At 44.5% G+C, this 26047-nt stretch carries 20 protein-coding genes; 11 read left to right on the top strand and 9 right to left on the bottom strand.

All coding sequences use genetic code 11. From position 1 onward, the window contains the following. Positions 1-55: 55 nt before the first annotated feature. The gene (lpxD, locus tag EWM62_RS12895; RefSeq protein ID WP_129877088.1) at positions 56-1099 is read right to left on the bottom strand and encodes a UDP-3-O-(3-hydroxymyristoyl)glucosamine N-acyltransferase; all 1044 of its coding nucleotides are present in this window, start codon (positions 1097-1099) and stop codon (positions 56-58) included. Between the two features lie 127 nt (positions 1100-1226). Continuing rightward, positions 1227-2453 (bottom strand): HD domain-containing protein, encoded by a 1227-nt coding sequence (locus EWM62_RS12890; protein WP_129877087.1) that lies wholly within the window; start codon positions 2451-2453, stop codon positions 1227-1229. A 139-nt stretch (positions 2454-2592) separates the two neighbouring features. Here EWM62_RS12890 and porX point away from each other — a divergent pair, with 139 nt between their 5' ends. The 3 genes from porX (at position 2593) to EWM62_RS12875 (ending at position 5966) form a co-directional block, all read left to right on the top strand. Continuing rightward, positions 2593-4146: a T9SS response regulator signal transducer PorX gene (gene porX / locus EWM62_RS12885; protein WP_129877086.1), complete on the top strand. Its 1554-nt coding sequence runs from the start codon at positions 2593-2595 to the stop codon at positions 4144-4146. Positions 4147-4271: 125 nt separating this feature from the next. Next, positions 4272-4691: a tRNA (adenosine(37)-N6)-threonylcarbamoyltransferase complex ATPase subunit type 1 TsaE gene (tsaE, locus tag EWM62_RS12880; protein WP_129877085.1), complete on the top strand. Its 420-nt coding sequence runs from the start codon at positions 4272-4274 to the stop codon at positions 4689-4691. A 48-nt stretch (positions 4692-4739) separates the two neighbouring features. Further along, positions 4740-5966 carry an alanine dehydrogenase gene (locus EWM62_RS12875; RefSeq protein ID WP_129877084.1) on the top strand — a complete coding sequence of 409 codons (1227 nt, stop codon included), beginning with the start codon at positions 4740-4742 and terminating at the stop codon, positions 5964-5966. A gap of 97 nt (positions 5967-6063) precedes the next feature. On the opposite strand, the gene EWM62_RS12870 is transcribed toward EWM62_RS12875, so the two are convergent. Next, positions 6064-6678: a SixA phosphatase family protein gene (locus tag EWM62_RS12870; protein ID WP_129877083.1), complete on the bottom strand. Its 615-nt coding sequence runs from the start codon at positions 6676-6678 to the stop codon at positions 6064-6066. A gap of 60 nt (positions 6679-6738) precedes the next feature. Here EWM62_RS12870 and EWM62_RS12865 point away from each other — a divergent pair, with 60 nt between their 5' ends. From EWM62_RS12865 to EWM62_RS12855, 3 genes are all read left to right on the top strand, one after another. Beyond that, the gene (locus tag EWM62_RS12865) at positions 6739-7743 is read left to right on the top strand and encodes a YihY/virulence factor BrkB family protein (protein ID WP_129877082.1); all 1005 of its coding nucleotides are present in this window, start codon (positions 6739-6741) and stop codon (positions 7741-7743) included. A 257-nt stretch (positions 7744-8000) separates the two neighbouring features. Further along, positions 8001-9089 (top strand): aspartyl protease family protein, encoded by a 1089-nt coding sequence (locus EWM62_RS12860; protein WP_129877081.1) that lies wholly within the window; start codon positions 8001-8003, stop codon positions 9087-9089. Positions 9090-9177: 88 nt separating this feature from the next. Then, positions 9178-11790, top strand: a complete 2613-nt coding sequence (locus EWM62_RS12855; protein ID WP_129877080.1) for a zinc-dependent metalloprotease — start codon at positions 9178-9180, stop codon at positions 11788-11790. Between the two features lie 80 nt (positions 11791-11870). On the opposite strand, the gene EWM62_RS12850 is transcribed toward EWM62_RS12855, so the two are convergent. Further along, positions 11871-12143, bottom strand: a complete 273-nt coding sequence (locus EWM62_RS12850) for a hypothetical protein (protein ID WP_129877079.1) — start codon at positions 12141-12143, stop codon at positions 11871-11873. 204 nt (positions 12144-12347) lie between these two features. Between EWM62_RS12850 and EWM62_RS19750 the strand changes: the two genes are divergently transcribed. Continuing rightward, the gene (locus EWM62_RS19750) at positions 12348-13193 is read left to right on the top strand and encodes a collagen-like domain-containing protein (protein ID WP_317127814.1); all 846 of its coding nucleotides are present in this window, start codon (positions 12348-12350) and stop codon (positions 13191-13193) included. Between the two features lie 225 nt (positions 13194-13418). After that, complete coding sequence (locus tag EWM62_RS12840) at positions 13419-16340, top strand: outer membrane beta-barrel protein (protein ID WP_129877077.1); 2922 nt, start codon at positions 13419-13421, stop codon at positions 16338-16340. Positions 16341-16409: 69 nt separating this feature from the next. Here the strand turns inward: EWM62_RS12840 and EWM62_RS12835 are convergent, their stop codons facing one another. The 3 genes from EWM62_RS12835 to EWM62_RS12825 form a co-directional block, all read right to left on the bottom strand. Continuing rightward, positions 16410-16784, bottom strand: a complete 375-nt coding sequence (locus EWM62_RS12835; protein WP_129877076.1) for a response regulator — start codon at positions 16782-16784, stop codon at positions 16410-16412. A 129-nt stretch (positions 16785-16913) separates the two neighbouring features. Further along, a complete protein-coding gene (locus EWM62_RS12830) occupies positions 16914-17519 on the bottom strand; it encodes an SMI1/KNR4 family protein (protein ID WP_129877075.1) in 606 nt (201 codons plus the stop codon). A gap of 20 nt (positions 17520-17539) precedes the next feature. Continuing rightward, positions 17540-19078, bottom strand: a complete 1539-nt coding sequence (locus tag EWM62_RS12825) for a YifB family Mg chelatase-like AAA ATPase (RefSeq protein WP_129877074.1) — start codon at positions 19076-19078, stop codon at positions 17540-17542. Positions 19079-19302: 224 nt separating this feature from the next. Here EWM62_RS12825 and EWM62_RS12820 point away from each other — a divergent pair, with 224 nt between their 5' ends. Both EWM62_RS12820 and EWM62_RS12815 read left to right on the top strand, forming a co-directional pair. Continuing rightward, positions 19303-21261 (top strand): beta-galactosidase trimerization domain-containing protein, encoded by a 1959-nt coding sequence (locus EWM62_RS12820; protein WP_129877073.1) that lies wholly within the window; start codon positions 19303-19305, stop codon positions 21259-21261. Positions 21262-21307: 46 nt separating this feature from the next. Continuing rightward, positions 21308-22585, top strand: coding sequence for a DUF3472 domain-containing protein (locus EWM62_RS12815; protein ID WP_129877072.1), 1278 nt, complete (start codon positions 21308-21310; stop codon positions 22583-22585). On the opposite strand, the gene EWM62_RS12810 is transcribed toward EWM62_RS12815, so the two are convergent. Both EWM62_RS12810 and EWM62_RS12805 read right to left on the bottom strand, forming a co-directional pair. Beyond that, positions 22586-22966, bottom strand: coding sequence for an iron chaperone (locus EWM62_RS12810; RefSeq protein ID WP_129877071.1), 381 nt, complete (start codon positions 22964-22966; stop codon positions 22586-22588). It lies immediately after the preceding gene. 32 nt (positions 22967-22998) lie between these two features. Continuing rightward, positions 22999-23412 (bottom strand): VOC family protein, encoded by a 414-nt coding sequence (locus EWM62_RS12805; protein WP_129877070.1) that lies wholly within the window; start codon positions 23410-23412, stop codon positions 22999-23001. Between the two features lie 268 nt (positions 23413-23680). Between EWM62_RS12805 and EWM62_RS12800 the strand changes: the two genes are divergently transcribed. Further along, entirely contained in the window at positions 23681-26011 is a 2331-nt protein-coding gene (locus EWM62_RS12800; protein WP_129877069.1) for a glycoside hydrolase family 3 protein, read from the top strand. The last annotated feature ends 36 nt before the right edge of the window (positions 26012-26047 follow it).

The following is a 26047-nucleotide window of genomic DNA, read 5'->3' as shown; positions in this document are numbered from 1 at the left end:
GGTGGGTTATTCAATTAATCGCTTTCGCAATGCTAATAAACCAATGAAAACTGAACTAATCGCCTTTTTTCTTTAGTTCTGTAATTATCTTTTCCAGTTCGTTAACTCTTTTTTCCAGTTCGGGCAGCCTGCTTACAACCACGTTTGAGCGCATGTTGTTTGCATACGCAATTGCCGGCGTACCGGCCCATTTTTTTCCTTCTTCTGTTATAGTGCGGCTAATGCCCGATTGCGCCTGCACCTGTGTGCCTTTTGCAACGTTAATATGCCCTACAATACCTACCTGTCCGCCAAGTATTACATTTTCGGCAAGCTTAGTGCTGCCCGCAATACCAGATTGTGCCGCTACTACCGTGTTTTGCCCAAGTTCTACATTATGGGCTATCTGCACCAGATTATCCAGTTTTACGCCTTTGCGTATTATGGTCGACCCCATTGTCGCCCTGTCTATAGTAGTATTGGCACCCACTTCAACGTTATCTTCAATAACAACGTTACCTATTTGTGCTATTTTGGTGTAAGTACCATCGGCATTGGGGGCAAAGCCGAAGCCATCGCTGCCAATTACCGCGCCCGAATGTATTACAACATTATTGCCAATTACACAATCAAAATAAACCTTAACACCTGGGAATAAAGTTACGTTATTACCCAATGTTACGTTATCGGCTATATAGCAGCCGGGATAGAGCTTGCAGTTATCGCCCAAAACAACATCCTGGCTGATATAGGTAAACGCACCAATGTATGGCTCGGTACCCACTTTGGCCGATGTATGTATAAAGCTTGGCTGTTCTATCCCGCTTTTGTTTAGTTTAATGGTGTTGTATTTTTCGAGCAGTAAGGTGAATGCGCCATAAGCGTTATCTACCCGTATCAATGTAGTGTTTACCGGTGCGGTTAATTCCTGGCTGTTGTTTACTATAACAACCGATGCATCGGTTGTGTACAGGTACTGCTCGTATTTAGGGTTAGCCAAAAATGATAACGAACCGGCGCCACCCTCTTCTATTTTGGCCAGGTGGTTAACCGCAACAAGCGGATCGCCTTCAACTGTTCCGTTTAGCATAAAGGCTATATCCTTTGCGGTAAATTGCATTGTACAAATTTAAATGTTAAAACCATAGCAACAAATTATTAATAATGAGTAGTTAATGGTGCTCGAAGATGAACTGTATGTTAACTGTTCATCCCCCGATAGCTACCGGCAGATCCACCCTCATTATCTATAACAGGTCTTTGGTATAGCAAAGTATATATTTTTTTACAGTTTTTGATAATGCCTCCAGGTTAGAGTTATCGCTGGCCAGCGTAATATCTTTAATACTGCCGTCTTTCATTAATATATGGATATTCCCATCCCCTTTATTATAAGCATTGTTGCGTATAGTATCGGTAAAAACAAAGTACGAGGCTTCATGCTCGCTGATGTTATATTTTTTTATAGCGCTGGCGGTTAATTGCCTTACAAATGCTTCATCGGGCCTTTCGGCGGTAATATCAACATGGTACAATCCGCGGTTTATCAGTTTGTTGCAAAGGGTAGCCAGTACAAAGTCGTCGCTATCGGCCCAGATCTTTACGGCGGCCATTACATCGGTATCATCCAGCAGGGCAAAGGTTTTTAAATGCCGTTCACTCGCTATAAATTGTTCTTTGGTAATAACGTTCTCTAAAAAATAGCTTAAGGCGGGTGTTAACGGAAAGTGCATCCCTTGCAGCGCAAGTTCCCGGCTGCGGGTAAAAATTTTGCAAAGCAACTGCTCGGCAGCTATAACGGTTTTGTGCAGGTATACCTGCCAGTACATCAGCCTGCGGGCTATTAAAAATTTCTCTATCGAGTAAATGCCTTTTTCTTCAACCGTAATACTGTCGTCTTTAATGTTCAGCATTTTGATGATCCTGTCAGAACTGATAACCCCCTCGGATACCCCGGTAAAGTAGCTGTCGCGGTTCAGGTAATCCATCCTGTCCATATCCAGTTGGCTGGATACCAGTTGATGTAAAAAATGCTTCGGATAATCGCCCTTGAATATGCTGATTGCTAAAGATAACCTGCCACCAAACTCCTGGTTCAACTTATTCATCAGCAGGATAGAGATATCCTCGTGGCTAATATCTTCTACAATCGTATGCTCTAAAGCGTGCGAGAAGGGGCCGTGCCCTACATCGTGCAGCAAAATGGCTATCATTAAGCCTTCCTTTTCTTCGGCCGAGATCTCGGCACCTTTATTACAAAGCGTTTCTATGGCCAGGCTCATCAGGTGCATGGCGCCCAGGGCATGATGGAAACGTGTATGCAGCGCGCCTGGATAAACCAGGTGTGTCATCCCCAATTGCTTAATGTAGCGCAGCCGCTGAAAGTAAGGATGCTCTATCAGATCGTACACCAACTCGGTTGGGATGCTGATAAACCCGTAAACCGGGTCGTTTATAATTTTCTTTTTATTCAAAGCAGCTGTTAAGAATACAAATGTGTTGAATTATGACAAAACAAGCACGGTGTATTTGTTAATTAATGTTAATCCTTTGTATATTTTTACAACAAAACATACAACCCCGGGGTTATAGGGGAGTAAAAATAAATATATTATGCAGGATACCACTATATTATGGGCCGATGACGAAATTGATCTGCTAAAACCACATGTTCTTTTCCTGAGCGAGAAGGGTTATAAAATTACCACCGTTACCAGCGGTAACGATGCTATTGAAGAATTTAAGAAGCAGTACTTCGACCTGGTTTTCCTGGACGAGAACATGCCGGGACTAACCGGGCTGGAAACGCTGCAGCAAATAAAAAATATTAATAACGACGTACCGATTGTACTGATCACCAAAAACGAGGAAGAGTATTTGATGGAGGACGCCATTGGCTCCAAAATTGACGACTACCTGATTAAGCCGGTACACCCTAAGCAAATACTGCTTACTATTAAAAAACTTACCGAGAACAAGCGCCTGGTTACCGAAAAAACAACCATGGCCTACCAAATGGATTTCCGTACCCTGGGCATGACGCTGAATGATAACTTAAGCTACCAGGAGTGGGTTGATGTTTATAAAAAACTGATTTACTGGGAGTTGGAGCTGGAAACACTGGAAGACGCCGGCATGCACGAGATACTAACCCTGCAAAAAGCCGAAGCCAACGTGCAGTTCTGCAAGTTTGTTGAGCGTAACTATTTAGGCTGGATAAAAGACCCCGAGAACGGGCCGACCATTTCGCCGCAGCTTTTCAAAAAGAAGGTATTCCCTAAGCTGGATGGCAAAGGGCCGCTGTTTTTTATATTGATAGATAATTTAAGGTACGATCAGTTCAAGATCATCAACCCCATTATTTCGGAATACTTCAGGCTGGAGGAAGAGGATACGTATTACAGCATCCTGCCAACGGCTACCCAGTACGCGCGTAATTCTATTTTTTCGGGCTTAATGCCTTTGGAGATGGAAACCCGTTACCCGCAAATGTGGCAAAACGACGAAGACGAAGGCGGTAAAAACCTTTACGAATCTGACTTTGTTACCGATCAGCTTAAACGCGTTTTACGCAAGGATATCAAACACTCGTACCATAAGATCTTAAATATCGACGAAGGCCGCGCGCTGAACGAATCGGTAAATAACCTGATGAATAACGAGCTTAACGTGGTGGTGTATAATTTTGTAGATATGCTTAGCCATGCACGTACCGATATGCAGATGATCCGCGAGCTGGCCAGCGATGATGCGGCTTACCGGTCGTTAACGCTGTCGTGGTTCGAGCACTCGCCTTTGTTCGATCTGTTGAAGTTTTTGGCATCAAAACAAGTAAGGGTGGTTATTACTACCGACCACGGCACCATCCGCGTTAAAAACCCAAGTAAAATCATCGGCGACCGTAACACTAATACCAACCTGCGCTACAAACAAGGTAAAAACCTGAATTACAATGCCAAAGAGGTATTCCACATCCGTAACCCGCACGATGCCATGCTGCCAAAACTGCACGTAAGCAGCAGTTTTGTATTCGCCAAAGGCGACAGCTATTTTGTGTACCCCAATAATTATAACCACTTTGTTAATTTTTATAACGAAACCTTCCAGCACGGAGGTATCTCGTTAGAAGAAATGATCATCCCGATAGTTACTTACGGGCCTAAATAAGATTTTGAAGTATTAATTTCGCCCCGTCATTGCGAGGTACGAAGCAATCTCAGAACTTTGCATAACCGGTATGCATCTTCGAGAGATTGCTTCGTACCTCGCAATGACATTAGGGAGAGTATATTATGGACTTACACACCACATCCACAACCGACCTGCCTGCGACAGCAGCAGAGATATTTAAGTATGCCGGCGATACCCGCATCTTCCTTTTTTATGGCGATATGGGCGCGGGTAAAACCACGCTTATCAAATCGCTTTGTAAAAAGCTCGGCGTTAACGATGAAGTAACCAGCCCAACATTTTCTATCGTAAACGAATACGAAAGCAGCGACGGGCCTGTTTACCATTTCGATTTTTATCGTTTAAAAGACCACAGCGAGGCGATGGACATGGGTTACGAAGAGTATTTTTACTCGGGTAACTACTGCTTTATAGAGTGGCCCGAAAAAATTGCCGACCTTGTACCCGATAGCTATACGGGCGTACGCATCCATGTTTTAGATGCCACATCCAGGCAAATAACCGTTGAAAACATTTCATAATCAAACCTGTTTTTTTCTTATCTTCATCAGCCGGAAAAAATAGCTATCATGAGTACAGGGAAATACAGTGGGTTCTCAAATGTTGCCAGGCAGGCAATGATGCAGCCCCAGGAGTCGATGCTGGAAGTTAAAAGCAAAAAGAACAAACTTTACATTGGCATCCCTAAAGAGGTTTCCTTCCAGGAGAACCGGATTCCTTTAACCCCCTTATCCGTAGCCTTGCTTGTAAATAACGGGCACGATGTAATGCTGGAAAGCAACGCCGGGCAGGCCGCCAATTTTTCTGACAGCAATTACAGCGAGCAGGGCGCCCAGATAGTTTACGACACCAAAAAAGTTTACGAAGCCGATATCATTATAAAAATTGCCCCGCCTACTAAGGAGGAGATAGAAATGATGAAACCCGGCCAGCTGCTTATATCGGCCCTGCAGGTTTCAACCCTAAAAGCAGAGTGCCTGCATGCGCTGATGAAGAAAAAGATAACGGCCTTGTGCTTTGAGCACCTCGAAGACGAGGGCGGTTCGTTAACCGTTGTGCGCGCCATGAGCGAAATTGTAGGGGCCACATCTATCCTTATCGCCGCCGAATACCTGAGCAATATTTTTGAAGGCAAAGGCCTGATGCTTGGCGGTATAACCGGCGTACCACCAACCGAAATTGTGATACTTGGCGCCGGTACCGTTGGTGAGTATGCCGCGCGCACCGCCATATCGCTTGGCGCACAGGTTAAAGTGTTCGATCCGTCCATTTACAAGCTGCGCAGGTTGCAAAACAATATCGGTACCCGGATATTTACATCGGTAGTGCAGCCCATAGTGCTCGAAAAAGCCATAACCACCTGCGATGTTGCCATTGGCGCCATGCGCGCCGATGATGGCCGCAGCCCATGTATAGTTTCTGAAGAAACGGTTAGCAAAATGAAACCCAACTCGGTTATTATAGATGTGAGCATTGACCAGGGGGGCTGTTTTGAAACATCAGAAGTTACCAATCATACGCATCCGGTTTTCCGCAAGTACGATGTGATCCATTATTGTGTGCCTAACATAGCATCGCGGGTGGCGCGTACCGCAACCTATGCGCTTACCAATATCTTCGCGCCTATTTTACTGGACATTGGCGAGCAGGGCAGCCTTAAAAATGTGATTTGGCAAAAAGCAGGGATTCGCAACGCGGTTTACATATACCAGGGGCATCTAACCAACAAGCACATGGGCGAGCGCTTCTCTATCCCCAGTAAAGATCTTGATCTGCTGGTAGTATCTAACCATTAAGTTAAGAGAGACAAGAAATTAACAGGCAAGAAATATAACGATGTTGCAAGCTTCTTATTTATTTCTTGGCTCCTGAGTCTTTATTTCTTGCTTCTACTCAATAGTTAGTAAACGGCCTTATCGCTTCAGGATGGTTTATTTCGGGCTGATACTTTTCGGGGATCTCGTTAGTATGGTGCTTATCGCCGTAATAGTCTATTGCCAGTTCAACCTTGCCGTTATCTTTTACCGTTACCCTAAACAGCATATCATAATCTTCTTCATCAAGCGCGGTAAAAGGCATCTCGGCACCAAAGGCGTTCAATAACAGCATTACCGTATTTGAGTGCCCTACTACTAAAACATTGTTGCCTTTAAAATTCTTTAAAATTGCTTTCGCGAATTTCTTGAGGGCGGCGGTGTCAGTATCATAAACGCGAGGCAAAACCTTTATTTTATAAGCCAATGACCTTGCGGTAAGCCCGGTACGTTTATACTTGGTTACGTATATGGCCTTTATGTCTTCGCGTTTTAATTCTTTAGCCAGGGCTTCGGCGCGTTTTTGCCCTGCGGGGCTTAAAACAGGGTCGGGGTCATTAGTGCTATTGGCCGCTTTTTCGGCATGGCGCACTATCCAGATATTGGTTTTTTGCGCCCGGGCACTAAAATTGCTTAGTAACAAACAAATAAACAATAACTTAAAAAAGTTAGCCGGCATCATTACAATTTTCATAAAATGGTGTTGTCTATTTTTAATAGGGTAAGATACTAACAAATATATTCGATTTTTGATATGAAAGTTTTTAGCAAAGAATATTTAAAACAGCTATGGAAAGTGCTGATGGCCACCTTCAGTGGCTTTTCGGCTGATAACGGGTTAAAATTTAGCGCTTCATTAGCATACTACACTGTTTTTTCATTAGCCCCTTTGCTGATACTTATTATCTCGTTAACAGGTCTTTTCTTTGGTCATGATGCCGCAACAGGTCGTTTATACCCCGAAATTGCACATTTTGTTGGCGATAGCGCTGCCAAACAAATCCAGGAGATGTTAAAAAATCTTGAGTTCTCGGGGAAATCCGGTATCGCAGTTACGATATCGGTTATTACCCTTTTAATTGGTGCAAGCAGTATATTTTTAGAGATCCAGGATTCGTTGAACATTATATGGCGTGTAAAGGCCAAGCCCAAAAAAGGCTGGGTAAAAATGTTGCAAAACAGGTTTTTATCTTTTTCGCTTATCATCAGCCTTGGCTTTTTATTGATAGCATCGCTCGCGGTTAATATTGTGATAACCGCATTAAGTGATAAGATAACACACTTTTTACCCGCTGTTACAGAACTGGTGATGAAAGGCATCAACCTGTTTATTACTTTTGTAGTGATCTCTGTTTTGTTTGGTATCATATTTAAATTCCTGCCCGATGTTAAGATCAAGTGGAAGGATGTACGTTCGGGAGCTATGTTTACCGCTATTTTATTCATGTTGGGGCAATACATCATTAGCTTGTATATACAATATACCGCGCAAGGCTCCACATATGGTGCGGCAGGGTCACTTATCGTTATTTTAGTGTGGATCTATTACACATCAGCTATACTTTACATAGGCGCGGAGTTTACCCAGGTATATGCAGAAGCCATAGGCAGCCGCATTGAACCCGCCGAGTACGCAGTACATGTTCAGCAAACCGAAGTGGAGCGCACTGTTACCAAACTGCCCCCGCAAAACCCCGAACTACAAGGCAATCTTAAATGCGATGATGACAAAGATGGTAAGAAGCCCGAGGGTTGTTAGGCCATAAAAATTAGTTTTGTTAAAACAGCCTGTTATCTGTATCGGGCATAAAGCGAACTGTTATTTTATAAAAAAATAGTGTAGCTTTAGCTTCCAATTCAAACCAGGTGTTAGCCGGTATATACAAATATCCCAAGTTTAAACATATATGGCTCGCTGTCATATTAAATTGCCTTTTCATATCGGCAAATGCGCAATCTTTTGATGTTGACAGTAACCGTAAAAATGTAAACGTCCCGTTTAAGCTTGTCCGCAACATGATGGTGATAAAGCTTAATATTAACAATAAAGGCCCCTTTAATTTTATATTAGACACTGGCGTTGGGCTCATGATCATAACCGAGCCTAAACTGGTAGATTCTATAAACATTGCATCAAAACGCATTATTAAGTTATCCGGCCTTGGCGAGGGCGAGGCATACGAAGCCTATGTTACATCGCCCTTAAATGTTATGATCCCCGGGCTAACAAGTAACAATGTATCCGCAGCTATATTAAAAACCGATTATTTTAACCTGTCGACTTATGTAGGCATGCCTATACACGGCTTATTGGGATATGAATTTTTTAACTCCCTTGGCGTAAAAATAGATTTTAGCGACAGTACAATGAATGTTTGCCGCCCACAGGATCTTAAACCATTTAAAAAAAGCCAGAAGATACCCATTACCATAGAGGATAAAAAACCATATATGGAGGCAATGATAACGTTCCCCGATGGCAGTAAAGCAACTAATAAATTTATCATAGATCTTGGGGCGGGGCACCCTTTATCACTCGAAAACATGCTGCAAAAGCATGAGCTTCCTAAAAAAGCTATACAAGCAAACTTAGGGGTTGCGCTTAATGGGCCTATAACTGGATATTTAAGCCGGATAAAAGACATTACGCTGGGTAGTTATAAAATAAAAAATGTTATTACCTCTTTTCCGGATAAAGATTATATAGAAAGAAAATTCAGTATAGCCCGCGATGGTAACATCGGGATTGGCATACTTAAAAAATTTAACCTTGCATTTGATTATAGCAACAACTTGCTTTATTTAAAATCGAATGAAAAGTTTAAAGAGGCGTTTGAGCATGATATGAGCGGAATTGAATATTACATGGCCGGTGAAAATTACTCGCATTTGATAGTAAGCCGTGTAGCTCCCGGTTCGCCTGCCGATGATATCGGGTTGTTAAAGGATGATGAAATTACTTCTATAAATTTTAAACCCATATCAAAAATGACTGCCGAAGAAATTGACGGGTTCTTTAAAACAAACGAGCGAAGCTTATTGCTCGAAGTTTATCACGATAAAAAGTATGATAGAGTTATCATCAATCTAAAGCGCCGCATATAACACAGTTACCAAACGTAACGAACTTGTTGCGTTCGTATTCTCAAGCATATATTCTATATTTTTAGCCTACTTATTATTTAAACAGCCAATGAACAGAAATTTACGGGTAAATACTTACCTAACCATAGCCGCTTTTACAATAGCAGCTTTCGCAAGCTCGTGCGCTACTAAAAAACAGACAGAGCGTACAGTTACCTTAAAAACCACAACCACGCCAGGCGGTTCAACCGCTACTGCTACAATTGGCGCCGGCAAAAAAGAGGGCATTAAAAAATTCAGCGATCTTATTGGAAAAGTAAAGGCCGATACAGGCCTTTTTAACACTTATAAAGTTGATGGCAAGTATTATTTTGAAATACCCGATAGCCTTATTAACCGCGAAATGCTGGTGGTTACCCGCTTTGTAAAAACCCCCACGGGCTTAAAATCATTTGGGCAGCAGTATGGCGGTGAAGAAATTAACGACCAGGTGTGGAAATGGGAGCGGCATGATAAGCAGGTTTTCGTGCGTGTACCAAGCTACTCGGTAAGGGCCGATAGCACCAGCGATATGTACCAGTCTGTTAAAAACTCAAACCTTGATGCAGTACTGGCTGCTTTTGATATTAAAGCCTATAATAAAGATACTACCGGTGTATTAATTGATGTTACAGATCTTTATAATGGCGATGTCGCTGCCATAGGCCTGCCGGATAACATCAAAAAAATGTATAAGATAAGCGCGCTGGATAACACGCGCTCGTATATTGATACGGTAAAAAGCTTTCCGATAAACATTGAGGCACGTACGCTTAAAACCTATCGTGCCGGCGAATCGCCAACTGATAACAGTAACGCCGCGGTTACTTTTGAGTTAAACACCTCGATGCTGTTATTGCCAAAAACGCCAATGAATGCGCGTTTGAATGACGACCGGGTAGGTTTTTTTGGCCAGCGCCAAACAGATTATGGCACCGACGCCCAAAAGGCAGAAGCTACGGGTTATATTCACCGCTGGAAACTGGAGCCCAAAGATGAGGCTGCCTATAGTCGCGGCGAACTTGTTGAACCTAAAAAACAGATTGTTTATTACATTGACCCGGCAACACCTAAAAAATGGGTGCCATACCTTATTGCAGGTATAAATGATTGGAACAAAGCCTTTGAAGCCGCCGGTTTTAAAAATGCTATTGTGGGTAAAGAAGCCCCAACTGCCAAACAAGACCCCGAATTTAGTACCGAAGATGCCCGCTACAGCGTTTTAAGATACTTTGCATCTGATGTGCAGAATGCTTACGGCCCGCATATATCAGACCCACGCAGCGGCGAGATCCTGGAAAGCCATGTTGGCTGGTATCATAATGTTATGAGCCTGCTGCGCAACTGGTATTTTATACAAACAGCAGCCGTTAACCCAAATGTACGCATGGCTAAATTTACCGATGCGCAAATGGGCGAGCTGATCCGCTTTGTATCATCGCACGAAATTGGCCACACTTTAGGCCTGCCGCACAACTTTGGGTCGAGCTATGCTTACCCGGTTGATTCGCTGCGTTCAAAATCATTTACTGATAAACACGGTACCGCCCCTTCTATAATGGACTACGCCCGTTTTAATTATATTGCCCAACCGGGCGATGGTGTAACCCATTTATACCCGCAAATTGGCGAGTACGATCTATGGGCGGTTAAGTGGGGATACAGTTATTTCCCTGGCAAGAAAACTCCAAAGCAGGAAAAAGAGCTATTAGATGTATGGACAAAAGAGAAAGCCGGCAACCCGCTTTATTACTATGGCAGGCAGGGCACCTCTATCGATCCGCGCTTACAGAACGAAGACCTTGGCGACAATGCCATGAAAGCCAGCGTTTATGGTATTGCCAATTTGAAACGGATACTGCCTAACATTGAAAAATGGACCTTCCAGAAAGGTGAGGATTATGATGACGTACAAACATTATATAACGAAGTTATTGGGCAGTTTAACCGTTACATAGGCCATGTTACCATGAATATCGGCGGGATGAACGAAAACTTTAAAACTTACGACCAGCAAGGAGCGGTTTACGGTTTTGTAAACAAAAGCCTTCAGCACGATGCGCTGGTGTTTTTAAATCAGCAAGTATATATTACACCGCGCTGGTTAATTAACAATGCCGAACTTAGCAAATTTGATAACGGCGTTGTTATTGGGCGTATAAAAGCCCTGCAGGTAAACTCGGTTGCCAGCGTACTTAATCAATCGCGCCTGGCCCGTATGTTTGATAACCAGGCCAAAAACGGTGCCAGCGCATATACCGTTGCCGATATGTTTAACGATCTGCGCCCGGGCATTTTTACAAACAGCACCCCCGATGAGTTTAAACGCAACCTGCAACGCGGTTACATTGATAGGTTAAGGATTTTATTGAATGATGATGCCAACCCGAGTTTCCCCGGTGCTACGCCGGCACAACTGGCGGGTTACGGGTTAACGCCAATTAATATAGCGTTATCAGATATCAGGCCAATGGTACGTGCCGAATTGGCTAAAATAAGCGCAAGCCTGCCAAAAGGTGGCGATGCTTTAACATCAGCTCACTTTGCCGATCTGCGTTTACGCATTAAAGAAGCTTTGTATCCAACCCGCCCCGTTGTTAATATTGCAGCCGGCGGCCCGGGGCGTTTAAACGACGAAGCCCCGCAAATTGATTACGATTGCTTCCCGCAAACAAAACAGTAATATATCAATGCAACAAAAAACGCCCCTGTAAATTTACAGGGGCGTTTTTTGTATAACTTTCAGAAAGCCATACCGGCATATTATTTTAACTGACTTATATTTTCAAAAAAAGCTGTTTGCAGGTCTAACAATGTTTTAACGCTTACCTTTTCGCCGTAAGTATCAAAACAAAGGAATTTTGCTTTGGCGGGGTCATTGTCCTTCCACTTTTCAAAAAAATTGAAAGTTTCAAAAAAATAATGGTTAGTGGTTACCTTACTTTTACCACTGGTTTGCGACGTATTAAGCCTAAAGCCAATAGCATCTGTCCATTTATGCACTTTAGCGTGCAAAGACCCTCTAAAATTATCCATAGGTTAAATGTTTTTAATGTTTAACGAAAAAACCGTGCCCAAAGTTATGGCTTAATAGAAATAATTATTAACAAAGGTTGACAGCTATTGTGGATATCTATAGCATATTATCCCGGGTTTTATAAAAATATTATCCACAAACGCCAATTTATGAAACCAAATGTTAATAACTCCGTACAAGACCCTAACACTCACAAAATGGATATGAAAAAAAACAGACTTTTATTAGCCACTATAGCGCTTAGTCTTTTAACGGTAGGCGCGTGTAAAAAATCAACAACCCCGGGGCCGGCAGGGCCAAAGGGTGAAACAGGAGCGAAAGGATCTACCGGTGCAACGGGCGCTACAGGCGCACAGGGTTCACAAGGCCCAACAGGAGCAACCGGGGCTACTGGTGCCACAGGCGCTACAGGTTCACAAGGCCCGGCCGGGCCGGCAGGACCACAAGGCCCGGCAGGCCCGGCAGGAGGACCGGTAGGCCCAGCAGGAGCAACCGGCGCTACAGGCCCGCAAGGCCCGCAGGGTGAAACCGGCTCAACAGGTGCTACAGGCCCGGCAGGCGCAACCGGTGCTACAGGCGCAACAGGTGCCACCGGCCCGCGTGGACCACAAGGCCCGCAAGGCCCAACTGGTGCAACCGGCGCAACCGGGCAAGCCGGACAAAACGGACAAAACGGACAGGATGGCAACGCCAACGTACAAAGCTTTTTGCTTCCAAATAAGAGCGTTACATTAACCGGGCTTACAAGGCTTTCGGTGCCGGCTATTACACAAGGTATTGTTAACCAGGGCCTGGTGTTGGTTTATTTTAGGGTAAATGGTTCGGGTACAGGATATTACGCGTTGCCATACAGCGAGGCTGACCGTACCATCAGCGTGTCGAATTACGGAGTAGGATATGTTGATATCAAAGCTAATTTTACAGCAACCGGGTTAGATTTCAGGGTAGTTGTAATAGAAGGAACATCAATTACTACACTATCTGTTAGTCACCCCGGATTAAATGTCAGAAACTTTAACCAGGTAGCCTCTACTTTCAGGTTAAACTAAAAAACCAGTGTTGTACATTAATATGTACAGGTAAAATTCTTAAAAGTTTGTATGAAGCCCTGCAATTGCAGGGCTTTACTTTTATAATATGTAACAATCCTATTGTTTGATATTAAAATATGTAACAATGCTATGATTATTAAATATATAAATTTAATTAAGTGAACATTTGCACAATAAATGTGTCTATAGGGTACTGTAACAGCCCTTTATGTTATTAAAATTATGAAATACCTATATTTAATATTAGCATTAATTTGCTTTAACGCTTCCAGGTCAGCAGCGCAGCAACGGTCTGTAAGCGGAACTATAATTGATTCTACCAAATTATCCCTGCCCGGTAGTAATGTTAAGCTGCGCAACGAACTTGGCGACAGCTCAGTTACCATTGCAGATGTGAACGGTAAATTTACTTTTCCATCAGTAAGAGGCACAAAAATAACACTAACCATCAGCTCCATCGGATACGAAGGTTTAATAAAACATTATACACTCCCTGCCGATAGTAAGCCAATTGATTTTGACCCTATAATTCTTAAATCAGCAACCAGGCAGCTGGGTGCCGTTACTATTGTGGGTGTAAACCCGGTAGTATTTAAAGAGGATACGGTGCAGTACAGCGTATCGGCATACAAGGTGCGCGAAAACGCACCGATAGAGGATGTGCTTAAAAAGATACCCGGCGTGGATGTAGACAAGGACGGTACCGTATCATCGCAGGGCAAGCAAATAACCAGGGTGCGTGTAAACGGTAAGGACTTTTTTGGTGGGGATGTACAAAGCGCTACCAAAAACCTGCCCGCCGATGTGATTGAAAGCGTACAGATTATTGACGACTATGGCGACCAGGCCAACCTTACCGGCGTTAAAACCGGCGAGCCTGATAAGATATTAAATTTTACTATTCGCAAGGATAAAAACTATGGCTACTTTGGCCAGGCTACAGCCGGGGATGGCTCTGACCTGTTACCAAAAGAGCCAGGTGTTAAAAACGAGAACCGGTACATAGGCCTGGTAAATTTTTTCAAGTTTAAAGGCGACCAGCAAATATCTGTATTGGGCAACCTTAATAATACCAACGTTAATACTTTTAGCTATGGTTCACCAACCGGCGGCGCCTCAGGTGGCGGTGGTTTTGGAGGCGGCGGCGGTGGGCGTGGCAATGCATTACGTGGTGGAAGCAGTGGCTCTACCACCAATGCAAACGGTATAACTAACGCCCGTTCAATAGGGTTAAACTTTAGGGACCAGTGGGGTAAAGCATTGTCTGTTTATGGTAGCTATAGCTTTAGCAACAATAGCACATTTACTAATTCAACCACGCTGCAAACAAATACATCTTCTAACCCAAGTATTAGTAACCAAAGCAGCCAGGAAACCAGTTCGCCAACCAACCACAGGTTTAATTTTAACCTTGAATGGAAACCCGATACGCTTAATTATTTAAAGGTTACACCAACTTTTAGCTATAATGGCGCCGATGTAAGCAGCTTTGATGATCAATCGCTTGTTAGGGGTGGCGTTACACAATTGGCATACACATCAACAACCATCAATACATCAACCGCGCCAAACTACGGCCTGAACGGGTTTTTCAATCATCGTTTTAAAAACAGCAAGCGTAATTTAAATATTGGCTTTAATGCAAGTAATAACATAAACAACGATTACGAAAACACAATAAATAATTACACCATAAGTTTAACAGAACGCGCACCGGCTAACCAGGTTATTTATACGGATAGCCGCACTACATCATACGGCTTAAACCTGTCGTACCAGGAGCCGATAGGCCGGGTATCGTTTTTGGAGTTCAACTATGCCTTCAACCATAATTTTACAACCAGCAATAAGGAAACGGATACGCTTTATTCGGCATCGCCGGATAGGTACCATAAGTACGACTTATCGAGTAATGATTATAACTACACCTTTACCACAAACCGCTTTGGTCTAAACTATCGGGTTGTTGAGAAAAAATACAATCTTACATTGGGTGTTGGCGGCCAGCCCTCAAAGCTGGATGGTGTAAACCTGCTTAATAATGTATCCACAAGCGTATCAACCTTTAATGTTATACCTGCGGCAAGCTTTAATTACAACTTTAACAGGAGCCAGGCATTGCGTTTTAACTACAATGGCCGCAGCAACCAGCCGGCATTTAACCAATTGCAGCCGGTTATCGATTTTTCAAACGCATCTTATCCGGTACAGGGTAACCCTAATTTAAAACCAGAATTTGCTAATAATGTATCGTTGCGCTATAACGCGTTCAGTTTTCAAACAGGTAATATATTCCTGATAGGCTTAAGCTATAACCAAACCAACAATAAAATTGTACAGAATATAGTAAATTATGCCCCAAGCTTTACCCCGTCGGTATTGGCTGCCAACCCAACCCTGGATAAACTTAGAGGGGCTACGTTAATACGGTATTTAAATACTGATGGCTATTATACAGCGGGTGCGTTCTTCATGTATTCGAAACCATGGAGCGAGCGTAAATACACTTTATCATTAAATGCCAATGTTAATTATACTAATAATATAGGCTTTTCGCAGGATGTAAATGAAGACAATACAGAAACAGCGATTGCGAAGAACATTGCGAAAACACTAACGTTAAGTCCGCGTTTAAGTTTCCGTACCAATATAACCGATGTAATTGACGCGGAGATATACACCAGATACACCATTAATAAATCTGATAATTCGATAACTACATCAGGTAATCAAAACACCAATATCCGGGGATTAGAATTGGGTATAAACGGTAAAAATTATTTTTGGAAAGATTGGACCTTTAGCTATGATTACACCAAAAATTTAAATTATGGATACACCATTCCGGTTAAAAACCCCAACATATTTAATACCTACGTAGAGCGCCGGTTTTTAAAAGACCACCGCGGTACGTTACGCTTAGCGGCGTATGACCTGTTCAACGAAAATACAGGCTTTTCTACCGTAACCAATGGCAGTACGGTCACTCAGTCTAATGTAAATAAGCTTGGCCGTTATTTCCTGTTAACCTTTACCTTCCGCCTGCAAAAATTTTCGGGTAAGGCCCCATCGGCAGAACCGGGACGTGGTATGAGAGGCGGCGGCGGCGGTGGAAACAGGCCCCCACGCGACGGTGAATTTTAAGAGTTGCCGCATAACAAAAAGAGCCATACCGATTTATCAGGATGGCTCTTTTTGTATCTTGAAAATATTTTAGTTTTTGAGCAGCACCGAGTTGATAACACGCTCAAGTTCTTCCAGGTCAAAAGGTTTAGCCAGGAAAGTTTCGGCGCCTGCGTGGTCGGCAAGCAATTGAATGTCGCTATTGGCCGAAAAGTATACTACCGGTATATTTTTTAAGGTTTCTTCTTTTTTAAGGGTTTGTGTAGCAATAATGCCGCCTGCATCCGGGATCCAGTTATCCATCAGTATCACATCCGGGGAAATGCCTGCAACTTTTTCGGTAATGTTATTACAATCGGTAAAGGTGTGAACCTCCCAGCCCTGTTCCTCTAAAATGTAGCTGCAGATAGATAGGATGTCCTCATCATCATCAAAAATGATGATCTTTTTTGTTTTATCGCTCATGGGTAATGTAGAGGCGTGAAGCTATAAATAACTTTTAAAAAAAGCAAATTTTTTAATTGGGGTGGAAAGTAAGGCGTACTTATTCCAAATTTATATATCTTAAGAAAGGTCTTGTCAAAAAATTTACTATTAAACATCAAATCTTTTATTCCAGTATTCCAATCTGCCATTGGCTAATATTGCTGCGGCTTTTAACTTTTGAAAATCAAATTGCAAATCCCCATTATCATCATATCTGTACACATCTGTTGTAAGACATCTGGTGTTAGTCAGACACAAATCGGCCAAAGAACGATAAATGACTTCGGGCTCAACAATTTCCAACGGTGGGGACCAAATCAATATCTTTCTGTAATTCGGACTATTCGGGTCGCAATCCAGCAACAGAAAATCACCACCTCCGCTATCAAATAGCGGAAGCTTAAATTTTAATTCTGGAATGTTCTTGTATAAAGCATTGTATTCGCTTGTGGCCTGTTCAACTGATAAAAACAGTCCATTATCGAATAAGAGGCTTTGGTGTAAATTCAATTTACTTTCTATTTTAAATCCATTTTTTAAACGATATAAACTAAAAACCTCTGGAGGGAATTTGAAATTTACCGTAGATTCAAAATTTTTAATTTCAATTTCTGATAGTCCGCTATCTAAGTTATTGTATAACTTCTTGTTAAATCTTTTTACGGTATCGAAAAATATTTCAATTGCCGTATTTATTATTTCTGTATTGTACATTATTTACTTACAAGTCTACATTACCCCGCCCACCCCTCTCTATCCAAACTCCTGAAATGTATGGCTTCGGCAAGGTGTTCTAATAATATTTCTTCGCTGCCGGCAAGGTCGGCAATGGTGCGGGCAACTTTCAGGATCCGGTCGTAAGCTCGGGCGGAAAGGCCAAGCTTCTCCATCGCCTTTTTAAGCAGCGTTTGGCCGGCGGTGGTTATTTTACAGATATCCCTTACCATTTGCGGGCTCATCTGCGCGTTGGCGTGCAGGTCGGGGCGGTCGCCAAAACGTTGCATCTGCACCTCTCGGGCTTTTATCACCCTGTCGCGGATCAGTTCGCTTTTCTCGGCCAGCCTGTCAGACGATAGCTCGCTAAAGTTAACCGGCGTAACCTCCACATGCAGGTCTATCCGGTCTAAAAGCGGGCCCGAGATCTTGCTCAAGTATTTTTGCACTGTCCCTGGCGGGCATATGCAATCCTTCTCGGGATGGTTGTAATACCCGCAAGGGCATGGATTCATAGAAGCAACCAACATAAAACTGCTGGGGTAATCAACCGTAAACTTGGCGCGAGATATGGTAACCCTGCGCTCTTCCAGCGGTTGGCGCATTACTTCAAGGGCGCTGCGTTTAAACTCGGGCAATTCATCCAAAAACAATACGCCATTATGCGCCAGCGAGATCTCGCCGGGCTGTGGGTTACTGCCGCCGCCTACCAGCGCAACATCGCTAATGGTATGGTGCGGCGAGCGGAACGGCCTTGTAGTAACCAGGGCATCGGCTGCGGAGAGTTTTCCGGCTACGGAGTGGATCTTGGTGGTTTCCAATGATTCGTGCAGGCTCAGGGGCGGCAATATAGATGGCAGCCTGCGGGCCAGCATAGTTTTCCCGGCTCCCGGCGGGCCTATCAGTATTACATTATGGCCACCGGCGGCGGCAATTTCTAAGGCGCGTTTGATGTTTTCCTGCCCGCGCACCTCGCTAAAATCGCTGTCGTAGGCGGTAAGGCTGTTAAAAAACTCATCGCGGGTGTTTACTACTTCGGGCACGAGTGTGGTATCGCCGTTAAAAAAGTCGGCAACCTGTTTTATATTTTCAACACCATAAACCTCAAGGTTATCTACAATGGCTGCTTCGCGGGCGTTTTGTTTGGGCAGGATAAACCCTTTGTAGCCTTCCTTGCGAGCCTGTATTGCTATTGGCAATGCGCCTTTAATAGGTTGCAGGCCACCATCAAGCGATAACTCGCCCATAATAAGATATTTATCCAGATCTTCGGCTTCTATCTGGCCCGATGCTGCCAAAACACCGGTAGCAATGGTCAGGTCATATGCCGATCCTTCCTTTTTTATGTCAGCGGGCGCCATATTAACTACTACCTGCTGCCGGGGCATGCGGTATCCGCAATTTTTTAGGGCCGATTCTATCCTGAAATAGCTTTCCTTCACGGCAATATCGGGCAGGCCAACTATAAAATATTTAGTGCCAGCCGCAATATTCACTTCAATTGTAATGGTAATTGCCTGGATACCATATACCGCACTTCCAAAGGTCTTAACTAACACGTTACAGGATTTTTGTAAACCGAAAGATATAGAATTTATTTGAGGCGATAATTGAAATATTGAATATTTGTTAGCGTAACCGTTATCAAATAAAAAGGCTAAAATATACCTCCGGGGCTTAAGGGCCGTTATTATCTTAACAAGGCAGGTGGTGCATTATTAAAACCATTCGTTTTTTTAAAAGTTAACCATTTGCAGGATAAAAACATCCCTCAGGATATTATATGCATAATTCATCAAAAGCACAGGCTACGCCTATCATGATCGGCGCCGAGGTTTTTATTGAACCGGGGCAAACACCCGAAGAGATCGACCTTTGGTTTCGCAGGCTGCAGGATGCCGGCATGACGGTTACGCGTATCCGCCTGTTTGAAACCTATATGCACCAGCCCGACGGCAGATGGGATTACTCCCTGTTTGACGCGGCCTATAAAGCAGCCGAAAAGTATGGCATTAAAATATACGGTAACCTGTTCCCCGCCACGGCCTTTACCGACCTGGGCGGTTTAAAATTCCCGAAAGATGAAGACCACCTTGGCGCTATCGCCAGATATATAGAAAATGTAGTTGTCCACTTTAAGCAGTTCAAATCGTGCTATGGCTGGGTGCCGGTGAACGAGCCGGGCGTTGGGCATTTTCCGCAAGGACAATTTGCTACCGATAAATATCAGGAATGGAAGGCAGCCCAGGCGCAGGTAGATTATAACAGCAACGGTTACGATCATTTTGATTTTGCCGACGAGCGCTTTCACCTGTACTATAACACCTGGTTTTTGCAATGGCTTACAGATGAGGTCCACAAGCACGACCCCGACAGCATTATACATGTAAACAACCACGCCATTTTTAAGAATGTTGCCGAGTACGATTTTACAAGCTGGCGAAGCTTTCTCACCAGTCTTGGGGGTTCGGCGCATGCAAGCTGGCATTTTAGTTATTTTAACCGCGGGCAGTATGCCCTGGCGGTTTCGGCAAATTGCCAGATCATTCGCTCGGGTGCGGGCGATATTCCGTGGTTTATGACCGAACTGCAGGGGGGCAATAATACCTACAGCGGCTTTTTATCGCTTTGCCCAACTAAAGAAGAAATTTGCCAGTGGTTATGGATAGCCATTGGCACAGAAAGTAAGGGCGCCATATTTTGGTGCCTTAACCCGCGTTCATCAGGTATCGAAGCCGGGGAATGGGCGATGCTCAACTATCACAACCAACCATCAGACAGGCTGCTGGTTGCTGCCGAAGTTATTGAAACCGTAGATGAGCATATAGGATTTTTTGAGCAGGCCAAGGAGATGGAATCGGGCGTTAATATATTATACACCCGCGAATCGTTATGGATAGAAAAAACGCTGCAAATGGGAGGCAAAAGTTACGAGGGCCGCGATGAAGGCGGGGTAATGAAATCTGCCCTGGCCTATTTCGAAGCGTTAAGCGAGGCTGGTGTGCAGGCAAATTTTAAAGAGGTAAGCGAGTTTGATTTTTCGGAAGACGATTACCGGGGCAAGGCCATTATCCTGGCGCACCAGATCTCCATCCCGTCGAAATACTGGCCTTTACTTACAGCCTTTGTACAAAAGGGCGGCAAGCTTATCGCCGATGGATTAACGGGTTATTATGACGAGAATGCTGTCGGCCTGATGCGGTTGGGCTTCCCGCTGCGTGATCTGATGGGTGCCGATGTGCTGGAATATAAAGCCATTGATGAGATGGAAGAGTTGGTAGCCAACGGTATTGCCCTCCCTGCTTACCAATGGAAAGGGCAGCTTAATATCACTACAGCCACCCCAATGGCTAATAGTAATGGAGATGTTACCGCCACGCAAAATAACTTTGGCCATGGAACAGCTTACTGGCTGCCATCGCTTGTTGGCTTGGGCAGCCGAATGATGGGCGATTATACCCACTTGAATCTTTTTATGGTAAAGGCACTTAATTATGCATCCCTAAACCTGCCATTTGTTTTTGAAGAACCGCAAAAGGGCGTGCTGATGAAAGTATTGGGGGCTAATAACGAAGTGGTGACCATCATCATCAACAAAGCACCGATACGCCGCGAATTTAAAATACTGGTAAAAGACCCAATGCTTCAGCCGGTTGTGCTTTTTGCCAATAAAGGCGGCAAGGCCGGGGGCAACCACATTAGTATAGAAGCCGAAGAAACGCTGGTGATAAAATGGGTGTAACGGGTTAATTTTTTAATTTAGCCCCCGGCGCTGCCATTGCAAAAAAATGAAAAAGACTTCCCTGCTTATCGTATGTATCATACTCGGCTGCACAATTTATGCAGCCGCACAACCCTCTAAAGCCATTATACCGCTTGGCGGCAATGCCTGGGTTAAGGGCAATGCTTTATTAACAGATACTGGTGTAACAAGCTGGAAAAGCGCGAAGGATATCATCAGCATTTATTTTAGGGCAGATGCCGCGCAGGAGCTTATGCTGGCATTACGCTTACGTGTGCCCATGGGTAAAAGCAGGGTGAGTATAACGATTGGTAAAAATGTTTTTATAAAGCAGGTTGCCAACCCCGTGTTTGATACCATAACTATTGGTACAGTTGCGGTACAGCCCGGCTATTTAAAAATCGACCTGAAAGGGTTAAGCAAAACCGGAAGGACATATGCCGATGTAACCGACCTGGTTGTAAGTGGTATAAATCCAGGTAACGAACTCACCTATGTAAAAACCGGCTCATCGTTCCATTTTGGGCGCAGGGGGCCATCGGTGCATTTAAGGTACGATATCCCGCAGGAAATAAAAAAAGATGTTAAATGGTTTTATAACGAGATAACCGTTCCTCAAAAAATGGACGTGACGGGCTCGTACTTTATGGCCGATGGTTTTAACGGAGGGTATTTTGGCATGCAGGTAAACTCGGCAACCGAACGCAGGGTGCTGTTTTCGGTATGGAGCCCCTTTAACACCGATGACCCTAAAAGCATCCCAGATAGTTTGCGCGTAAAACTGTTGAAAAAAGGAGCTACCGTACACGGCGGCGAGTTTGGGGATGAAGGTTCGGGCGGGCAAAGTTATATGAATTACCCCTGGATGGCCGGTAAAACCTACGCATTTTTATTAAAGGCCGAGCCCGACAATTTGCATAATATCACTACTTATACCGCCTGGTTTAAAGATATTGCTGCCGGTAAATGGTTGCTGATAGCCAGCTTTAGCCGCCCCCAAACCAATAGTTATCTTAACGGCCTTTACTCGTTTGTAGAAAACTTTGAACCCAATAACGGCGACAAGGTACGCATGGCTTATTTTACCGGGCAATGGCTGGGCGATAGTGCGGGTAAATGGCACCGCATAACCGGCGCAACCTACACCGGCGACGAAACAGCACGTAAAAATTACCGAAAGGATTATTCGGGCGGGCTTACAGGCGGGAAGCTTTATCTGCGTAATGGCGGGTTTTTTAATGATCTTACGCCGCTAAACCAAAAGTTTAGCCTCAGCGCCGGCAGTCATCAGCCGGCAATTGATCTTAAAAACTTGCCGCAATAATTACTTCGCCTTTTTTAACCTTTTTGTTTCGGCATGTCCGGCATCCTCTTTTACACGGTATGCTACAATTTTTGCTATCAGGCTCAGCGGCATGGGTTCGTCAAGCGGAAATTGAACCGAACCCTTTGCACCTTTATAAGCCGCCAGGTCGTTTTTAAACTGCACAATTGCCCCGGCACCCGGGTAAAAGCCAACGTGGTTTTCCCAGCCGCCAAAATACACCAGGTTACCGTGCTGCTTGTAGGCAGGCATACTATAGCTAATTATTTCCTTTGCGTGTGGCGCGGCTTTTTTAATAGCATTGCGCACCTGCTGCAGCTTTTGTTGTACACCGGCAGGAAAACTGCCGATGTACTCGTCAACATCTTTTGGTTTATTCATAGCTGTAATTGGTTTTACTATATTAAATGTTGCTATTTTCCATGCTTGCTCATATCCATAAACAGCGCGTTCCAACGGTGGCCGTCAAGGTCGGTAAAGGCGCAGCCATACATCCAGCCCTGGATCTCGGCAGGCGGTGCAAAAACATTACCGCCTGCAGCGGTTACCTTTCTGGCAACTTCTTCTACTTCTTCGCGGCTTTCGGCGCTGAATGAAAAGATAACCTCGGTGCCTTTTTCGGTATCCGATACAGGGTTTTGAGTCGCGCCTTTAAATACATCCTCTACTATCAGCATCACAATTGTTCCTTTATCGCCAACTGCAAGGGCTGCCATAGTATCGCTATTGCCGGGGCCATCTTTAAAAGAAAATCCTATAGCATTGAAAAATTCTCTTGAGCGGTTAAGGTCCTTTACAGGCAGGTTCATCCATAGTTCCTTTGTCATGATTACAGTTTTTTAATGGTTAATGATAATTCAAAGTTAGGGGCGTTTTTGCATGCCAGCAGGGTGTTATTGCGACCATTTAAAGGGTAAATCCCGCCATGCTGCCCCCTTGTGTAAAATTTAAAGCTAATTTAATCAACGCTTGGTATTTAAAAATATAATATATACTATTGTGTAATAATGACACAATGCCACTGGCTGTGTTTTAACCAATTAACCGTACAGGCACAGCGCTTGTATGGAAACCGCCTTAACCCGGAAGTGTTTTATGAGAAAAAATTACCTAATGCTGATTGCGCTGCTGCCATGCGCCGTATCGGCACAAAACAAATGGACAGAAACCCAAACAGGCGATTTGGCCATTGTAACCAATAAGGGCGGCCAAAGCCTGGGCTATTCAACTAGATCGGGCGTTAAACTACTTACTGTTGATGGCCTTGCGTTTAAGGACCTAAACAGGAACGGTAAACTGGACAAATACGAAGACTGGCGTTTACCGGTTGATGTGCGTGCCAAAGACCTTGCCGCTAAAATGAGCGTTGAGCAAATTGCAGGCCTGATGTTGTACAGCCGCCACCAAATGATCCCGTCTATTTCGGTTGGGCCATTTGCAGGAACTTACGGTGGCAAACCCCTTGCCGAAAGCGGTGCAAACCCGTATGACCTGTCTGATCAGCAAAAACAATTCCTGTCTAAAGATAATGTGCGCCACGTGCTGGTAACATCGGTAAAAAGCCCCGAAGTTGCCGCCAGATGGAACAACAATGTACAGGCATTTGCCGAAGGCACCGGCATGGGTATCCCGGCGAACAACAGTTCGGACCCACGCAACGGCACCCAGGCTACTGCCGAGTTTAACGCCGGCGCGGGTGGCAATATATCCATGTGGCCAGGCTCGTTAGGTATGGCCGCAACGTTCGACCCGGCGGTAACGCAAAATTTTGGGCACATAGCCGCGCAGGAATACAGGGCGCTGGGCATTGCAACAGCGTTATCGCCACAGGTGGATATTGCAACAGACCCGCGCTGGAACCGCGTAAGCGGCACCTTTGGTGAGGACCCGCAGCTGGCTGCCGATATGGCCCGCGCTTATATCGACGGCTTCCAGACATCATCCGGCACTAAAGAAATAAGTGGCGGTTGGGGCTACAACAGCGTTAACGCCATGGTGAAACACTGGCCGGGCGGCGGCGCGGGCGAAGGTGGCCGCGATGCGCATTACGGTTATGGAAAATACGCGGTTTACCCCGGCAATAATTTCAGTGAAGCAATGATCCCGTTTACACAGGGCGCGTTTAAGCTTTCCGGTAAAACCGGGATGGCTGCAGCGGTAATGCCATACTACACCATCAGCTTTAACCAGGATACCAAGAACCACGAGAACGTGGCCAATAACTACAATAAATATATCATCACCGACCTGCTGCGTAACAAGTACCATTACGATGGTGTGGTTTGTACCGATTGGCTGGTAACCGGGGATGAAACCGTTATCAACAGCTTTTTGTCGGGTAAATCATGGGGAATGGAGAAAGCTACCATTGCCGAGCGCCATTACAAGATTTTGATGGCGGGCGTTGACCAGTTTGGCGGTAATAACGACATAGCCCCGGTACTGGAAGCCTACCGGATGGGGGTTAAAGAACACGGCGAGCCGTTTATGCGATCAAGGTTCGAGCAATCGGCTGTGCGTTTGTTGAGGGGGAGCTTCCGTACCGGGTTGTTCGAGAACCCGTACCTTGATGTAGAAACGACCAGGAAAACCGTGGGTAATCCCGAATTTATGAAGGCCGGATACGATGCGCAGCTGAGATCGATAGTAATGCTGAAGAATAAGGCGAACATATTGCCGCTGCAAACAGGCAAAACGGTGTATGTGCCTAAAAAGTTTACCCCGGCCGGCAGGAACTTTATGGGTATGCCAACGCCAGAAAAGCTGGAATACCCGGTAAATATAGAAACGGTTAAAAAATATTTTAAGGTAACCGATAACCCTGATGAGGCGGACTACGCGTTGGTATTTATTGCCAGCCCTATCGGCCATGGTGGTTATAGCGAAGATGACGCTAAAGCTGGTGGTAACGGCTATCTGCCGGTATCATTACAATATGGAAAGTACGTGGCCGAAACCGCGCGCGAAAACAGCCTTGCAGGCGGCGATCCGCTCGAAAAATTCACCAACCGCAGTTATAAAGGCAAATCAGAAATATCAACCAATGTAACGGATATGGCCATGGTAGCGGATACCTATGCCAAAATGAAAGGCAAGCCGGTTATCGTATCGGTAAACTTAAGCAACCCTATGGTTTTTGCTGAGATCGAAAAACAAGCTAACGCCATAATCGCCGATTTTGACGTGCAGGGGCAGGCCAGCCTGGATATTATTACCGGCAAAGCAGAACCATCGGCATTGTTGCCATTGCAAATGCCCCTGGATATGAAAACTGTTGAGGCACAGTACGAGGATGTACCGCACGATATGAAATGTTATACCGACTCTGAAGGCCACACCTACGATTTTGGCTACGGTTTAAACTGGAAAGGTGTTATCAAAGATAGCCGCACAGCAAAGTATAGTAAACCCGCTGCAAAACCGTAAATTCGGTTGATCTCTAAACTGTGGTAAAACCTCAAC

The organism is Mucilaginibacter terrigena (assembly GCF_004168255.1).
GTDB lineage: Bacteria > Bacteroidota > Bacteroidia > Sphingobacteriales > Sphingobacteriaceae > Mucilaginibacter > Mucilaginibacter terrigena.
This window is presented reverse-complemented; position numbering and strand designations above follow the sequence as displayed.

Bases quoted from the DNA above. Each gene is read 5' to 3' on its own strand.
- lpxD (WP_129877088.1), bottom strand. From the start codon at position 1,099: ATGCAATTTACCGCAAAGGATATAGCCTTTATGCTAAACGGAACAGTT.
- porX (WP_129877086.1), top strand. From the start codon at position 2,593: ATGCAGGATACCACTATATTATGGGCCGATGACGAAATTGATCTGCTA.
- tsaE (WP_129877085.1), top strand. From the start codon at position 4,272: ATGGACTTACACACCACATCCACAACCGACCTGCCTGCGACAGCAGCA.
- EWM62_RS12875 (WP_129877084.1), top strand. From the start codon at position 4,740: ATGAGTACAGGGAAATACAGTGGGTTCTCAAATGTTGCCAGGCAGGCA.
- EWM62_RS12870 (WP_129877083.1), bottom strand. From the start codon at position 6,678: ATGAAAATTGTAATGATGCCGGCTAACTTTTTTAAGTTATTGTTTATT.
- EWM62_RS12865 (WP_129877082.1), top strand. From the start codon at position 6,739: ATGAAAGTTTTTAGCAAAGAATATTTAAAACAGCTATGGAAAGTGCTG.
- EWM62_RS12860 (WP_129877081.1), top strand. From the start codon at position 8,001: ATGATGGTGATAAAGCTTAATATTAACAATAAAGGCCCCTTTAATTTT.
- EWM62_RS12855 (WP_129877080.1), top strand. From the start codon at position 9,178: ATGAACAGAAATTTACGGGTAAATACTTACCTAACCATAGCCGCTTTT.
- EWM62_RS12850 (WP_129877079.1), bottom strand. From the start codon at position 12,143: ATGGATAATTTTAGAGGGTCTTTGCACGCTAAAGTGCATAAATGGACA.
- EWM62_RS19750 (WP_317127814.1), top strand. From the start codon at position 12,348: ATGAAAAAAAACAGACTTTTATTAGCCACTATAGCGCTTAGTCTTTTA.
- EWM62_RS12840 (WP_129877077.1), top strand. From the start codon at position 13,419: ATGAAATACCTATATTTAATATTAGCATTAATTTGCTTTAACGCTTCC.
- EWM62_RS12835 (WP_129877076.1), bottom strand. From the start codon at position 16,784: ATGAGCGATAAAACAAAAAAGATCATCATTTTTGATGATGATGAGGAC.
- EWM62_RS12830 (WP_129877075.1), bottom strand. From the start codon at position 17,519: ATGTACAATACAGAAATAATAAATACGGCAATTGAAATATTTTTCGAT.
- EWM62_RS12820 (WP_129877073.1), top strand. From the start codon at position 19,303: ATGCATAATTCATCAAAAGCACAGGCTACGCCTATCATGATCGGCGCC.
- EWM62_RS12815 (WP_129877072.1), top strand. From the start codon at position 21,308: ATGAAAAAGACTTCCCTGCTTATCGTATGTATCATACTCGGCTGCACA.
- EWM62_RS12810 (WP_129877071.1), bottom strand. From the start codon at position 22,966: ATGAATAAACCAAAAGATGTTGACGAGTACATCGGCAGTTTTCCTGCC.
- EWM62_RS12805 (WP_129877070.1), bottom strand. From the start codon at position 23,412: ATGACAAAGGAACTATGGATGAACCTGCCTGTAAAGGACCTTAACCGC.
- EWM62_RS12800 (WP_129877069.1), top strand. From the start codon at position 23,681: ATGAGAAAAAATTACCTAATGCTGATTGCGCTGCTGCCATGCGCCGTA.